15 protein-coding genes and 2 tRNA genes are annotated in these 13,709 nt (G+C 63.2%); 10 read left to right on the forward strand and 7 right to left on the reverse strand.

What is annotated here, in order from left to right:
* Window position 1: 1 nt before the first annotated feature.
* From F562_RS0101295 to F562_RS19960, 4 genes are all read left to right on the forward strand, one after another.
* Window positions 2-772, forward strand: a complete 771-nt coding sequence (locus F562_RS0101295; RefSeq protein ID WP_018155109.1) for a class I SAM-dependent methyltransferase — start codon at window positions 2-4, stop codon at window positions 770-772.
* Window positions 772-1,293 carry a hypothetical protein gene (locus tag F562_RS0101300; RefSeq protein WP_156822462.1) on the forward strand — a complete coding sequence of 174 codons (522 nt, stop codon included), beginning with the start codon at window positions 772-774 and terminating at the stop codon, window positions 1,291-1,293. The genes F562_RS0101295 and F562_RS0101300 overlap by 1 nt, the downstream gene beginning before the upstream one ends.
* A gap of 86 nt (window positions 1,294-1,379) precedes the next feature.
* Window positions 1,380-1,452: transfer RNA gene (locus F562_RS0101305), tRNA-Asn, on the forward strand.
* A 178-nt stretch (window positions 1,453-1,630) separates the two neighbouring features.
* Window positions 1,631-2,812: a peptidoglycan-binding protein gene (locus tag F562_RS19960; protein ID WP_018155111.1), complete on the forward strand. Its 1,182-nt coding sequence runs from the start codon at window positions 1,631-1,633 to the stop codon at window positions 2,810-2,812.
* A 12-nt stretch (window positions 2,813-2,824) separates the two neighbouring features.
* Here the strand turns inward: F562_RS19960 and F562_RS0101315 are convergent, their stop codons facing one another.
* The 4 genes from F562_RS0101315 to F562_RS0101330 form a co-directional block, all read right to left on the reverse strand.
* Entirely contained in the window at window positions 2,825-3,718 is an 894-nt protein-coding gene (locus F562_RS0101315) for an amino acid ABC transporter permease (RefSeq protein ID WP_018155112.1), read from the reverse strand.
* The gene (locus tag F562_RS0101320; protein WP_018155113.1) at window positions 3,715-4,380 is read right to left on the reverse strand and encodes an amino acid ABC transporter permease; all 666 of its coding nucleotides are present in this window, start codon (window positions 4,378-4,380) and stop codon (window positions 3,715-3,717) included. The genes F562_RS0101315 and F562_RS0101320 overlap by 4 nt, the downstream gene beginning before the upstream one ends.
* Window positions 4,381-4,460: 80 nt before the next feature.
* Window positions 4,461-5,276, reverse strand: coding sequence for a glutamate ABC transporter substrate-binding protein (locus F562_RS0101325; RefSeq protein ID WP_018155114.1), 816 nt, complete (start codon window positions 5,274-5,276; stop codon window positions 4,461-4,463).
* Between the two features lie 23 nt (window positions 5,277-5,299).
* Window positions 5,300-6,073, reverse strand: a complete 774-nt coding sequence (locus F562_RS0101330) for an amino acid ABC transporter ATP-binding protein (protein WP_018155115.1) — start codon at window positions 6,071-6,073, stop codon at window positions 5,300-5,302.
* Between the two features lie 325 nt (window positions 6,074-6,398).
* Here F562_RS0101330 and F562_RS0101335 point away from each other — a divergent pair.
* The 3 genes from F562_RS0101335 (at window position 6,399) to F562_RS0101345 (ending at window position 8,607) form a co-directional block, all read left to right on the forward strand.
* Window positions 6,399-6,475, forward strand: a tRNA-Ile gene (locus F562_RS0101335).
* A gap of 443 nt (window positions 6,476-6,918) precedes the next feature.
* Window positions 6,919-7,284 (forward strand): hypothetical protein, encoded by a 366-nt coding sequence (locus tag F562_RS17640; protein WP_040385125.1) that lies wholly within the window; start codon window positions 6,919-6,921, stop codon window positions 7,282-7,284.
* A 420-nt stretch (window positions 7,285-7,704) separates the two neighbouring features.
* Entirely contained in the window at window positions 7,705-8,607 is a 903-nt protein-coding gene (locus F562_RS0101345) for a DUF4352 domain-containing protein (RefSeq protein ID WP_018155117.1), read from the forward strand.
* 28 nt (window positions 8,608-8,635) lie between these two features.
* Here F562_RS0101345 and F562_RS0101350 read toward each other — a convergent pair whose 3' ends face one another.
* Window positions 8,636-9,301, reverse strand: coding sequence for a hypothetical protein (locus tag F562_RS0101350; protein WP_018155118.1), 666 nt, complete (start codon window positions 9,299-9,301; stop codon window positions 8,636-8,638).
* A gap of 260 nt (window positions 9,302-9,561) precedes the next feature.
* Between F562_RS0101350 and F562_RS0101355 the strand changes: the two genes are divergently transcribed.
* A complete protein-coding gene (locus F562_RS0101355; protein WP_040385149.1) occupies window positions 9,562-10,002 on the forward strand; it encodes a putative immunity protein in 441 nt (146 codons plus the stop codon).
* A gap of 239 nt (window positions 10,003-10,241) precedes the next feature.
* Window positions 10,242-10,451, forward strand: a complete 210-nt coding sequence (locus F562_RS0101360; RefSeq protein WP_169333351.1) for a hypothetical protein — start codon at window positions 10,242-10,244, stop codon at window positions 10,449-10,451.
* 20 nt (window positions 10,452-10,471) lie between these two features.
* Here the strand turns inward: F562_RS0101360 and F562_RS0101365 are convergent, their stop codons facing one another.
* The gene (locus tag F562_RS0101365) at window positions 10,472-11,191 is read right to left on the reverse strand and encodes a lysophospholipid acyltransferase family protein (protein WP_018155121.1); all 720 of its coding nucleotides are present in this window, start codon (window positions 11,189-11,191) and stop codon (window positions 10,472-10,474) included.
* Window positions 11,192-11,281: 90 nt separating this feature from the next.
* Between F562_RS0101365 and F562_RS0101370 the strand changes: the two genes are divergently transcribed.
* Complete coding sequence (locus F562_RS0101370) at window positions 11,282-12,325, forward strand: NAD-dependent epimerase/dehydratase family protein (protein ID WP_026180906.1); 1,044 nt, start codon at window positions 11,282-11,284, stop codon at window positions 12,323-12,325.
* Window positions 12,326-12,333: 8 nt separating this feature from the next.
* Here the strand turns inward: F562_RS0101370 and F562_RS0101375 are convergent, their stop codons facing one another.
* A complete protein-coding gene (locus tag F562_RS0101375) occupies window positions 12,334-13,677 on the reverse strand; it encodes a hypothetical protein (protein ID WP_018155123.1) in 1,344 nt (447 codons plus the stop codon).
* Between the last annotated feature and the right edge of the window lie 32 nt (window positions 13,678-13,709).

Below are 13,709 nucleotides of genomic sequence, written 5' to 3' on the forward strand. Positions count from 1 at the left end.
CATGGCGGCAGACTTGACGGGCTCGGGCATGACCCAAGAGGTTTACGAGGCGCGTCGGACGTCGTTCGAAGAAGGCGCTGCCGAGTACGAGCGCGTCCGTCCGGAATGGCCCGCAGAAACGCTGGCCTGGCTTCTCGGTGACCCGGGGGCGCCACGCGATGTCCTCGATATCGGTGCCGGCACCGGGAAGGCCACCCGCGTCCTGGCCGACCTCGGGCACCACGTCACGGCTCTGGAGCCCGCGGCCGGAATGCGGGAAGTGTTGCAGGCGAGTGTGGCTCATCGCGCGGTCCAGGTCCTTCCAACTGGAGCGGAGTCGATTCCCTTGCCAGACAGCAGCATTGATGCCGCCGTCTGCCTCCAGGCGTGGCATTGGGTCGATCACGACATCGCTGGGCCTGAGGTGGCGCGTGTTCTGCGTCCTGGCGGCACATTCGGGCTGGCCTGGCACTCTCTGGATGTGCAGGTGCCGTGGGTTCGCGAGCTCCATGAGGTGACGTGTCGACCAGAAGCATCCGAGACAGCGTCCGATGAGGAGCCCCTCGACATCCCAGGGTTCGCGCCGGCGCACCCGGTGCGGCGTGCGTACATCATGCGGATCAGTCCCGAAGATCTGGCCGTGCAGGTGCGTTCGTGGTCGCACATCACGATCCATCCCGACAAAGAAGAGATCCTTGGGGATGTACGCACCTTGGGCCAGCGGGTGGCCGGAGACGATGGTCTTCTCGAGTTGCCCCACGTCACCACGTGCTTCCGGACACAGGTTCAGTGATGAGGATGTTCGGCACCAAAGGTGCTGCTCTCCCAGATCAAGTCCGCAGCGCACTCGGCCTGCGCCGTGGCGAGCAGGCGATCACCTGGGCGCCGACGACCGATGAGGTGTGGGTTGTGGCCACCACCTTCCGCGTCGTCGCGGTTTCTGCGGACGGCGATGTCCGGGTGGACCGGCCGTGGCATGAGGTCGATGCGGGGCAGTGGGACTCCGACACCTGGACGCTCAGCGTGACCTGGGTCGATGGTCGCTGGGCCGCGCAGTGGACCTTTCCGGAGCGGGTCGAGGGTCGTTTCCCTGAAGCATTCCGGGAGCGGGTGCAGGCGACGGTGCTGTTATCCGAGCCGCTTGGCCTGGTCGGGCCAGGGACTTCCGGCCGGGTGGTGCTGCGAAAGGACCTGGCCGAGCAACGCGTTTTCGTTCAAGAGGTGCTCGGTCGCCGGACGCGCCAGGACGACCCGGAGGTACGTGCCGAAGTGTCCAGATTGCGCGCCTTTCTGGAGGAGCAAGCCGGACTGTGAAACGGGCCGCGTGAAGGACGCCGACCGATTCGTGACTCAGTCAGTCCTTTGATATCGTTGCGGTCGCGCCAGCGTGCTGGCGCCTTTCCCCTGTAGCTCAATTGGCAGAGCATTCGGCTGTTAACCGGAGGGTTGTTGGTTCGAGTCCAACCGGGGGAGCGCCCTGCCCGTCATTCCGCGAGATTCTCGGAATGACGGGCTTCCTTGTTGAGGGCGTCTGTGGCCCCTTACCGGGTGATCAGCCTGACGCCAAGGGTTGACCAAAGCGAGCACACTGAAAACACGCGGACTGAGTCATCTGACACTGAGTCGTATACCGACTGCCGAGGAGTCGTTCATGGATGTTGAAGCAGCCGGAGGAGATGACCGGTTCCGCGGTGCCGGGGTGGGTGATCTGGACGCGATCCGCGACCGACCGTCGATCGCGCTCAACCGACGGTCCCTCCTGACGGCGACGGCGGCAGGAGTCGCCGCACCGTTCTTGCTCCCCGCAGATGCATCGTGGGCGATGGTGGCCGGTGCTGCCAACAACAACGTCACCACCTGGTCCACTCCCGTCAATCGGACCTATAACGTCCGGGCTGTTCAACACCTGCTGCGCGAGCACGGGTACTCGATCACCACCTGGGAGGACAGTTTCGGGACGTACACCAAGAGCCGAATCAAGGCCTTCCAGAAGGCTAAGGGTCTGACGCAGGACGGCGTCTGTGGACCAAAGACTCTCGAGAAGCTCTGCATCACGGTCAAGTACGGGCAAAACCGGCCCGCGGTACGAGCTGCAGCTCTCCTATTGCGCAAGCACAACTTCCACACGATGCCCATCGACAAGAGCATCAACAACAATCCGTTCGGGGCGCAGACCAGTCTGCTGGTGCAGTCTTTCCAGATGCAGCATCGAAAAGGCCGCGGTGCGTTGGTTGGTGTCGGGACCTGGCAGAACCTGTTCTCCGAGCAGATCACCATCGCGGGTACACCGTTGGAGCAGTCGGGCACTGGGAACGCTCAGTGGTCGAACTGCGGGCCAGTGTGTGGAGTCCAGATGATTCTGGCTCATCGCAAGACCCCATCCGGGTGGAATGGATACAGCAGCTCCACGCGTACCGCCGTTGAGCGGTTCCGCTACGAAGCCATGGGCTTGGCGAAGTCATCTGCGCGTGACAAGAGTGGGACCGAGTTTCCCGACTTCCAGAAGGGCTTGGGCGATTACGGGATCAAAGTGCGACGCGGCGGCATCGAGGACACGATCCGCGACGCCAAGCGTGGCGTTCCCTCGATCGCAGGCGGGGACGTCTATCGCATGCCGTATTCCAAGCGCGTCAAGAGCCCCGTCTCCCACTGGGTCGTGGTCGTGGGCTACTACTCGGGCTACTACTTGGTTCTCGACCCGATCGGGACGACGCCGCGCACCGAGCGGATCACTGAGGCGCAGTTACGGCACTACGCGGCATCGAACCCCGGGTACACCCCGGGACACCCCACGATGGCGCCGCCGACCCAGAACTCGATCCTGCTGGCGTGAACGACGCTGCGTTCAGCCGGTTTCCCGGTTGAACGCCATGTCCGGACCAGCGGCGGTGCTGCCTGCAGCGCCAGTGGTCCCCTTGCGGCCCAGTCCGCGACGCTTCAGGCGACCTTCGATGTACTCCGCGAGCTTGGTGACGGCGTAGTTGATGATGATGTAGATCGTGGCGACCACGATCAGCACGGGGACAAGGTTGGTGTAGTTGGACTCGGCCTGCGTGCCAGAGCGCAGGAGTTCGAGATACGTCACGTTGAAGCCCAACGCGGTGTCCTTCAGGACTACGACCAACTGGCTTACCAGGCTAGGCAACATCGCCGTAATCGCCTGGGGGAGCAGGATTGTCCGCAGGGTTTGCTGCTCGCTGAGGCCAACAGACAGCCCGGCCTCACGTTGGCCTGCAGGGAGTTGGCCGACGCCGGCGCGGACGACCTCACACATCACCGAACCGTTGTACAAGGTCAACGCCGTCACCACGGCGAGCAGGGGCGCCTGGTCTGGTGGGATCGACGGTGTCTGGATGAAGAGACCCCAGGTGAAGATCATCATCATCAGCACCGGCACGGCGCGGAAGAACTCGACGAAGACACCGGCCGCCCACCGCAGGGGTGTGAGCGCCGACATCCGAGCGAGGGCAAGGACCAGGCCAAGGACCGCGGCCAACACGATGCTGATCGCGGCGGCCTTCACGGTGTTGATCAGACCTGGGACGAGGTATTCAGACCAGATCTCAGACTGAATGAAGGGCTTCCACTTGGCCGCCTCGAACTGGCCCTGGTCGGCGAGGACGGAAATGATCCACCAAGCGAATGCCGCAAAGGTCACGAGGCTGATGATGCTCAGGATCCGATTGCGCACACGGGCTTTAGGCCCGGGCGCATCGAAGAGCACGCTGCTTGAGCTCATCGCTTCACCGCCAGTTTCCGTGAGGCATACCCGGTCGCTAGGCCCATGGGCACGGTGAAGAGTACGAAGAATCCCGCGACCAGGAGGAACGCGTTATTGAGTTGGCTGGAGGCATCCTCACTCACCTTCGAGAGGAAGTACGCGGACTCCAGAACGCCGATCGTCATGACCACCGTGGTGTTCTTCGCGAGGGCAATCAGCGTATTGCCGAGTGGCGTAATGGCGCCGCGCATGGCCTGCGGCAGGATGACCTCGCGCAAGGTCTGCGTAAAGGTCAACCCGATCGAGCGCGCGGCCTCGGCTTGGCCAAGGGGAATGGTGTTGACCCCGGAGCGGATTGCCTCACAGACGAACGCTGCGTGGTAGACGGCCAAGCCAAAGATGGCGAAGAAGAACGCATTGGTCGACAGGGTGTCCGAGATGCTGAACTGCAAGGTAATGCTGATGCCGAACAGGCTGCCGAACACAATCAGCGTCAAGGGCGTGTTGCGGAAGAGGGTGACGTAGGCCGTACCGACGAACCGGAGTACTGGCACTGGCGATAACCGCATGATCGCCATGACCGTGCCGATGATGAACGAGGCAACGGCTGCGAGTGCGGTGAGCTTGATCGTCATCCAAAAGAAAGAAATGACGTCGAACTGCTCGAAGATCTGTGACACGGGTGGCCTCGAGGTATAGGTCCGGCAGGGCCTGGGTCCGGGCCCGCTGTATCGGCAGGCCCGGACTCAGACAACCTGGATTAGGAGCAGGTCTCTTGCTTTGGCGGGTTCTTTTCGGCATTCAGTTGGTACTCGGCACCGAGGTGCTTCTCGACCGACTTCTTCCACTCGCCAGAATCGACCATCTTCTGCAACGAGGTGTTGACCTTCTTGCACAGGGCGGTGTCGCCCTTCTTGATGCCGATGCCGTAGATCTCATCGCCACCGACTCCCTTGACGACCTTGAACTTGCCCTTGTACGAGTCCTGCTGGGCGTAGCCCGACAGGATGGTGTCGTCCGTCGTCATCGCATCAATCTGGCCGGTTGACAGGGCCGAAGCGCACTTGGAGTAGGTGTCGAACTCCTGAAGGTTGACCCCCGGGACCTGCTCCTTGAGCTTGGTGGCTGACGTTGAACCCGACACCGAGCACAACTTTTTGCCACTCAGCGACTTGACGCCGTTGATCTTCGAGTCTTTCGCCACGAGCAGCGCCTGCTCTGCGATGAAGTACGGGCCCGCGAAGGAGACTTCCTGCTTGCGCTCGTCGGTGACGGAGTAGGTCGCGATGACCATCTTGACCTGACCAGACTTGATCAGTTGTTCGCGCTGCTTGGACGGCGCCTCCTTGAAGGTGACCTTGCCCAGGCCAGCGTCCTTGGCCACATAGTTCGCCACATCAACGTCGAGACCCTCGTAGCCACTGCCAACCTTCTGGCCGAGCCCGGGCTGGTCGAACTTGATACCGACGTTGACGCCGTCTTCGCCGCCTTCGTTTTCGCTGCCGCCGCACGCTGCGAGGCTGAGCGCTACGACCGATAGGCCAGCGACACCGGCCATCCGACGAGTCTTCTGCATGGAGGTCTCCTTGTGTTGAGTGCTCAGTGAGTCAGGATCTTGCCAAGGAAGTCCTTGGCTCGATCGGTCTGCGGGTGGTCGAAAAATTCGTGTGGCGTGTTCTGTTCGAGGATCTTGCCGTCGGACATGAAGACGACACGGTCGGCGGCACGTCGAGCGAAGCCCATTTCGTGGGTGACCACGATCATCGTCATGCCCTCTTTGGCCAGATCGGCCATCACGTCGAGAACCTCGTTGATCATCTCGGGGTCAAGTGCCGAGGTTGGCTCGTCGAAGAGCATGACCTTGGGTTCCATCGCCAGCGACCGTGCGATCGCGACGCGCTGTTGCTGACCGCCGGAGAGCTGGGCTGGGTACTTCTTGGCCTGATGGTCTACCCCGACGCGATTGAGTAGCTCCATGGCCCGCTGTTCGGCCTCGGGCTTCTTGATGCCACGGACCTTGATCGGACCGAGCGTGACGTTCTCAAGAATCGTCTTGTGCGAGAACAGGTTGAACGACTGGAACACCATGCCGACGTCGGCGCGCAGCTTAGCGAGTTCGGCGCCCTCTTCGGGGAGGTCCTTGCCGTCGATGGTGATGGTTCCAGCCTCGTAGGTCTCGAGCCGGTTAATGGTGCGGCACAGGGTCGATTTACCTGAACCGGAGGGGCCAATCACCACCACAACTTCACCGCGATGAACCGTCAGTTGAATGTCCTGGAGAACGTGGAGGTCGCCGAAGTGTTTCTGCACGTCCGTCATCACCACGAGTGGTTCGCCGTGGGCAGGGGTGTCCCGCGCGAGAGGTTCGCTCATGCGCCAGACCTTACTGACCGCAGTGGTGGGTATGCGGCCGAATCGTCGAAGGTCGTGACCCTAATGAGACGACAAGTCTCGTTCTTGCGGCGTACGCCAGTTCCGCGAGCGGTGTCGTCACCGTGATCGATGCCCGCGCTTGGTCTGGTCGAGCGGGACCACGGCCTGAGTCGTGTGCATTTGCCGATGCCAAAGTGTCCCGGTGACGGGCGGCCGCTACGCGTACCGATCGCGCCGGAGGAGCACATCAACCAGATGAACGCGCCGGGCGACGAGGGATGCCCGCACGAGGGTACGAACCCGCCGGATAGTGTGCTGCTTTGCAGGGGCGATAGCTCAGCCGGTTAGAGCAGCGGACTCATAATCCGTCGGTCCTGGGTTCAAGCCCCAGTCGCCCCACCAGAAAACGTCGACTTACCAGGCGTTCCTAAGGTTTTGCAGGGTCGAAGCGCGACAGGATTCGTCCGATTCCTCACAAACCCTGAGAACCCTCCAGGGGTCTGGGGCGGTCCATCGGGGGTGGCTGGCTCAGCTGGCACCGCCGTGCGTGAGAGGAGTTCGGCGAGGGACCCGTCGGGATTATCCGTGCTCGGCCACGCCGTCGCGGTGTTCGGGGTTCAGCACCGACGACGGCGCGCCAGTGATCGCCACGTCTCCGGAAGCCCGGCGACTTACTTTGGCAGCATGCAGGTGGGCGACGCTGAGGGTTTCGGAAGTTCGTCGACCGGGGGTCGTTCGTGCGGGCGCGCGATCCGCAGGCGGCCACCGTAACTCGTCTGACCAAGGCACGGGGATGTCGGATCGATGGGCCAGACTATGCAGACCACAATGGCGAGGGGGCGAGGATGGACTGGCTGAGCACCTTCGTGACGTCCCCGGGGTTCGGTGGCCTCGCGGCCGTGGCGGCTGCCGTCATCGCCTATCGGGGCGCGACCAAGGGTGTCCGGGCGCAGAACGCACGAGCAATCGAAGACCGGTGGTGGGAGCAGGCCAAGTGGGCGACCGAGAAGCTCGCCGGCGACGACAACGACGTGGCGTTGGGGCTGTCCACGCTGAACTTCCTGATCGAGCACGCCCCACCGGATTCCAACGCGGTGGCGTTTGTCAGGCATGCAGTCTTTCCGGTGGTTAACGCATCTGGTCTGCTGGACGCAGGGAGTATCGTGGAGGAACACGCAGGTGAGGAGGCGGATCATGACGACAGCGAATGAGTCGCAGGTGACGCCCCGGCGCGCGCCCGTGTCCCAGGCGAACAGGGTCGCTGCGGCACAGCTCTATGTTGTTGCGAGCGAGAAGTTGGGCGAGCCGGTGCCAGATCGGATTCGAAAGTTAGCTGCCTCGAAGACAACTCGAACACGTCAGCAGTCGACGAGCCTGAAGTCGATGGCGACGAATCGGGTAGGTGCTGTGAGCGGTCGCTTCGTTTCGAAGAAGCGGGCAAAGCGGAGGGCAGCCCGCTCAGCGAACTGACCGCCCTGCTGGTCTCGTTCAGCGGGCAGTGCGCCCGATTGTCGTCCATTTTGGCGGGTTGGCGGGCGTTCCCATCTGTGGTCCGCATTCCCTCACTGCCGTGACCGCTCCGGGTTATGCTTGGGCCCAAATTTCTCGGGGTGGGACGAAAGATGAGAGTTATGAGGGGAACAAAGATCTCGACGGCCTTCATTGCCGGGGCACTGGCGCTGGCTGGTTGTGGGGGCTCTTCCGAGGATGGGGCCTCATCTGTGGAGTGGAGCAAGAAGGACCTGGGCGAGCAGCTTAAGGAAAGCCTCAATGTGCCCAGAGCTGCGATGGGGGATGCGACCTGCAAGAAGGGGTTGCCCGCGGTCAAGAACGCATCGACGACCTGCACGATCTCGGTGGAGGGCCAGCGGGAGACGTGGCTTGCCATTGTGAAGCCGGCCGGTAAGACCGGTGGTCTGGCACCGGAGTTCAGAGTCGAGGGCAATGACGGAGAAGGCAATGACGCGGCTGGGTCCACCCCAGCGGTTGACTGCTCTGACGAGGGTCTGTCGCAAGCTGAGTGGATCGAGCATTGTGATAGCGAGGAGGACTTCCCTGCTGAGGGCGAGAATCCCTTGGAGCCGGTGAAAGTCGCCGTAGGAAAGGCGCACACTTACTTGGCGGGCACGGTCACCGTCGACAAGCTGACCTGCGGCATACTCGCTCTTCCGGACGTCACGATCGACGAGACACCCGCGACCGCAGACGAGGGGCAGGAGTTCTGCGTGGTGTTCGCGACGGTAGAGAACAGATCTAAGAAGCCACTGGACAGTGCACCTACGTTCTACGCGGTGCAAACGTCTGATGGCACCACCTATGCGGGACCAGATGACACGTTGTATGGCGGGTACGACGGCGTCGACTTCGGGGGCTTCGCCGACACGATCAACCCCAAGCAGAGCGTTCAGTTCGCCAGCGCCTTCCAGGTGCCCAAGGGTGAACGTCCGACGTCGGTGCTCACAGAGAGCGAAGAAGACGGCATGTTGGTCGAAGACCCGGACGATTATGCCAGTTTCGAGCTCCCGAATGCGTAGGCCCTTTGCTCGAGGTCGACGGGCGGTCCTAGCCGGTAGGGCTCTCGTACAGCCAGATCGCACGGTCCAGGGATCGCACATCCACGCACAGCTCCTCGGCGACCTCCTCGAGTAGGCCACGCACCTGGGTCGACGAGAGACGTTGGCTGCCCGAGTGCTCCAGGCACCTGTTCAGATACCGCTGGACCATGACGTCGGGTTTCGATAGGTCAGTCACGCCGGCGTTCATCAGCAGGTAGGACCACGCCATGTCCCCGAAACCGCTGACCGAACGCCACGCCTCCTTAGTCGTGGATGTCTGCGCGTTTGCCCGGAGGTCAGCAGCGGTGCACACCGATGGCTCGAGCTGGCACAGCTTGGTGAGTCCTTCGTAGAGCCCGACCGTCCGCAGCCTTTTGGTGCCCGGCAGCTTGCTCTCGTTGCGCAGGACCTCGACGGCGAAGCGCTCTGGGCCACCGACTGCGTCCATGGCAGCCATGAGCTCCGGGCCACCATCGGTGTCGGCTTTGGGTCGCACGTCTCGATAGCGGGCGAGGACGTTCCGGACAGCTGGCGACTTGGCTCGCAGCGAGTACGCGGAGTTCAAGGCAGCCAGAGCCAGAGAATCTCTGAACTCGACCGGCGCGCCCCAGGTAGTCGGCTTACCCAGATCACGCTTCACAGCGACCAGAAGGGTGCAGGCATCAGGCGTCATGACCGCACGCTACGGGGTGTGACTGCGCGAGAGTGCGGATTCCTGGGAAAACGAGGTACTCACCGTACGCCCGAGCGCGACGGCACGTTCTGGTCTCGATCTCTGGTAAATCTGTTTGTCGGGGCATGGTGATGAGTCGGTGTCGCGTGAGCCGGATGGTTGTCGGCAGGGCGGCCGTGTGCCCGACGGCGCTGCCGGTGCTGACTGAGAAAACTGGAGGACTCGCTTATGCCGACGCATATAACGCAGCCTCGATGCACATGACTAACGATCAGGCCACAGGGCCAGAACTGACCAACTTGACTTTGTCCGAACTGGATCGGCAAGAGTTGATTGAATGGGCCGCTACTTGCGCCCACCGACTCCTGCCATTGTTCGATCGGCATCGTCCGGACGATGACCGACTCGCGATCGCACTCGACGCCGTCGAGAAATTCCGAGAGGGAAAACTGACGGTCGGCCCAATGCGCAAGCAAGCCCTCGGGTGCCACGCTGCTGCTCGCGACTGCACAGACCCAGCGGCTGCGTCCGTAGCGCGTGTCTGCGGCCAGGCCGTAGCCGTTGCCCACATGGGTTGGCATGCACGAAACCTGCCGCGCTATACGAACAAAGCCCTCTCGGGCCAGGCGCTCACTGAAGGATTGGAATTCCAGCGCGCGCACGTGCCCGATCGTTTCCACGTCTACATTTACGGCGAGTGAAAGGATCGTCGTGTCACGTCCCAAGGCCGCACTGTCGTGGAGGACGCCCTCAAGCCGACGTCTGTGAACAGCATCCTGGTTCTAATCGCCTCACCCGGCGACGCTTCGGCTCGGAAATCGCAACCGGCTGAGCCCGTGGGGGATCGCCGATCCAGCGCCGAGTCTTCGAGTCTGGTCCAGGATGAGCCCCTGCTTCTATGCTGGCCGACGGTCACAGAGGAGCGGAAGCGGAGGCCCTCATGCACAAGGACAGGTCTGAAGTTGACCAGGAAAGAAACTGGTCCATCTTCTTCATCAGTATCGCCCTGTTTCCTCTCGGGGGTGTTGCCCTCGTGCTCGGGTACTCAGAGCTCAAGGATCAGGCGACTTCCGAGACGCTGAAGACGTTCGGGCTGCCACTCCTGATTGGCCTGGGTGTGGTGATGCACAGGTCGAAGCCCAAAGATTGACTGTGTCTCGACACGACGGATCACTGCGTTCCCGTCGGCTCGACCGGCGTTGGCTCGTCGAACTCCTCACCGCGGGCGATCTCAACCAACGCTGTGATGGTGCTCATCGTCAGGTCGGTGGCGGCGCGTACGGCCTCGGGGTCGTCTGCGCGGCCGGCCCAGGGGGACAAGTCGAGTGGCGCTCCGACGACGAGGCGCGTGGTGTGCCGGTGCCAGAGGTGGCGGTTGCCGGGACGAGGCCCCCACTGACCGATGGGAATGACCGGGACCTGCGGGTGGGCCAACGCAAGCCTGGCTGCGCCGGTGCGACCTGGCCCGGGGCGCAAATCCGGTTGTTTGGTCAACTGCCCCTCCGGGTAGAGCACGACGACCTGGCCTAACTCGAGACGTTCCGCAGCGGCCTGAAGGGAACCGGCAGCAGCTGCCGTACCGCGTTCGACAGGGATCTGACCGGTCCAGCGCGCCAGCGTGCCCACGACGGGCCAGGAGAACACCTCGGCCATGGCTAAGAAGTGGGGAAAGCGGCGGTGCCCAATCGTCAGTCGGGCCACCGCAAGAGCCTCTGACATCGACAGATGGTTCGCGACGATGAGGACCGGACCTGATCTCGGGAGATGTGCCGAGTGGGTGAAGCGCACCCGGTGTGCAATCTTCGCGGTGACCCAGACCAGCGTGAAGCCGGCGGCGTTCTTCAACGCCTTCGGCTTCAGATTGTCCTTCACAGTGGCAACAGCGCGCATGGCGTAAGGCTAGGGATGTTGGCCAGGACGTGCTCGATTCCGCCGATACTGCGGCGGGTGTTCATCTCGACCGCGTGCGAGAGTATGCGGATGAAGGTCCTCCTGACTGGTGCCGCTGGGTTCATCGGCACGGCAATAGCGCGTGAGTTGAATAGTCGTGGGGCGGAGGTTGTTTGCGTCGACCTGATGCTGGAGCAGGCGCATGGAAACACGTTGCCTCCGGAGGGAATTCACCAACTCGACGTGCGCGACGCGCGACAGTGGGCACACCTGCTCGACGGCGTCGACGTCGTATGCCATCAAGCCGCGGTCGTGGGGGCAGGCGCCAACGTGGCCGATCTGCCGCTGTATGCCTCGCACAACGACCTCGGAACGGCGGCTCTGCTCGCGGCGATGCACGAGCGAAATGTCTCCAGCCTGGTCCTTGCGTCGTCCATGGTTGTTTACGGCGAAGGACTGTATTCCTGTGTGCAGCACGGGATTCGGCGCCCACAGCCTCGCGCGACCGCCGACCTGGACGCGGGAGTTTACGATCCGACCTGCCCAGATTGTGGAGCCCGGCTCGCGTGGGAGTTGGTGGGGGAGGATGCCCCACTCGACCCGCGGAGTGCGTATGCCGCCAGCAAACTCGCGCAGGAGCATTACGCCTCGGCGTGGGCCCGTGCGACGAGCAGTAGCGTCATCGCCCTGCGCTATCACAACGTCTACGGTCCAGGAATGCCGCGAGACACCCCGTACTCCGGCGTTGCGGCCATGTTCCGATCGTCTCTTGAGCGCGGATTGGCCCCGCAGGTCTATGAGGACGGCGCGCAGACACGCGACTTCGTCCATGTCCACGACATTGCCCGCGCGAACGCGCTGGCCATTGAGGCGGCGGGGGAGCACGACACCGGGTTGGTGGCCTACAACGTGTGTTCGGGGCGCCCCGTCACGATCGGTCAGGTCGCGGAACTGGTGTCATCCGGCACCGAAGCCAACCTGACGCCAGAGGTGACCGGTGCTTACCGGCTGGGTGATGTGCGGCACGTGGTCGCCTCGCCGCAGCGCGCTGCACACGAACTGGGATTCATCGCCGCGGTCGACCCCACGGACGGCTTGCCAGCCTTTGCCACGGAGCCACTTCGGGAGGGCTAGAAAGCTGGCTACCAACTGGTGTGCAGTAGGTGCTGCACGAGGAGTGCAAAGGCGATCTGAACTGCCAGTCCGCCGGTTCGCCACCGCGGCGGTAAGAGGGCGCAGGACAGCAAGAGCCATGGGACAAACGGTAGCCAGATCCGTTCTACCTCAGCCTTACTCATGAGGGACAGGTCCGCCGCGGCCACCATGGCTATCCCTGCGCCGCTGAGCCACAGCACGGCTCGCGTCGCAGCTTCGGTCGGACGCACGCGCAACACCCGTCGCACCCACTCCGCGACACCGGCACCCAGCAACGGTCCGGCTGCGAAAGTCAACGCTGCAAGGTTGGCCCAAATCCAGTACGAAGCAGGGCGGCTACTGGCGATGCCATCCCAATACCGCTCGCGCAGAACGGAGATCGCCTCCCACCAAGCGAATCCGAAGGCGGCGAATGCGCCAACAACCACCAAGGCGCTCACGATGGTGGGAATCAGCGGGCGCCACGACTTCGCCACGACCAGGACCGCCACGGCCAGAAGGCCAAACAGCGGCAAGCCGTACGACATCATCACCAGGTAGCCAAGAAGTAGACCGGCGAGCGCCGAGAAGCCAAGCATCGTTCCGAGCGACTTGCGCGTCGCGGAATAGGCCAATGCGGCGATTCCCCAGGCCCCTACCGCGGCGAAGACCGCATCTGCTGACACTGCGTGCCAGATCGCCGCGGGGCCGATGGTGACGAACGGTGCTGCGCGACGTGCCAATTCGGGCGCACCAAGAACCCGGACGGTGATCAGCACGCCGACGGCCGTCGTCGCGCCCAGGAGCGTGACCACCATGCCAGCGGCGAACCCACCGCCCAATCCGGTGCGGGCCAGCAGGACGAAGAAGAGCAAGGCCCCCGGCGGGTGGCCAGCGACGTGCGTCGGCCAGTTCCCCGTGGGTGCGTCCAGGGGAATCTTGCTGATGTAGTCGTTCAAGACCATGGGCACGTCGTTGACCGCTCGTGCGGTCTGCAAGTACTCGTAGTCGTTTCCGAGGATGTAGCCGATACCGCTGCTGCCATCGACCATCGCCAGGGATAACGCCCAGGCGGCACCTGTCACCCAACACACCGCGAGCAGTCGCCGCCACGGCCATGATTCGCAAACCCGTTGCCCGTAGACCAAGACCAGAAACGCGATGAGAAGGGCGGAGAGGGTCCCTGGTCCAACCCGCGGCTGCCAGTTCGCGTGGATCGGCGGAAAGGACTTGATATTGACCTCCCACCCGGTGATGGCGGGGAGGGCCATCGCCAAGACCGCGATGACGGTGACGACGGCAAGTCCCCACGATGCGTAGCGCGAAGCGGAGCTATCCCGAACTGTAGTCACGCCTCGACGGTAGGCGTTGCGGCCGGCAATTT

The sequence above is a fragment of the Demetria terragena DSM 11295 genome, from assembly GCF_000376825.1.
GTDB lineage: Bacteria > Actinomycetota > Actinomycetes > Actinomycetales > Dermatophilaceae > Demetria > Demetria terragena.